The 229-nt window shown below is 64.2% G+C and carries 1 protein-coding gene; it reads right to left on the reverse strand.

Annotation, left to right across the window (positions count from 1 at the left end; translation table 11 throughout):
* On the reverse strand, positions 1–229 hold a 229-nt coding region (locus AC3XQU_RS25160; protein ID WP_489876805.1), incomplete at both ends, for an aldehyde dehydrogenase family protein.

Raw genomic sequence — 229 nt, forward strand, 5'->3', positions numbered from 1 at the left:
CCTGGTCGGAATGTTCGCCCTTGAGCAGGTTGGGAATGCCGCAGGCGAATTCAAGGATGTCGATGCCACGGTCCACCTCGCCCTGGGCGTCGGTGAAGACCTTGCCGTGTTCGGCAACAATGATGCGCGCCAGGTCGTCCTTGCGTTCACGCAACAGGTGCAGGTACTCGAACAGTACGCGGGCACGGCGGATCGGCGGTGTGTCAGCCCAGCCGGCGAACGCGGCCTG

The sequence above is a fragment of the Telluria sp. AZSoR62 genome (assembly GCF_058111565.1).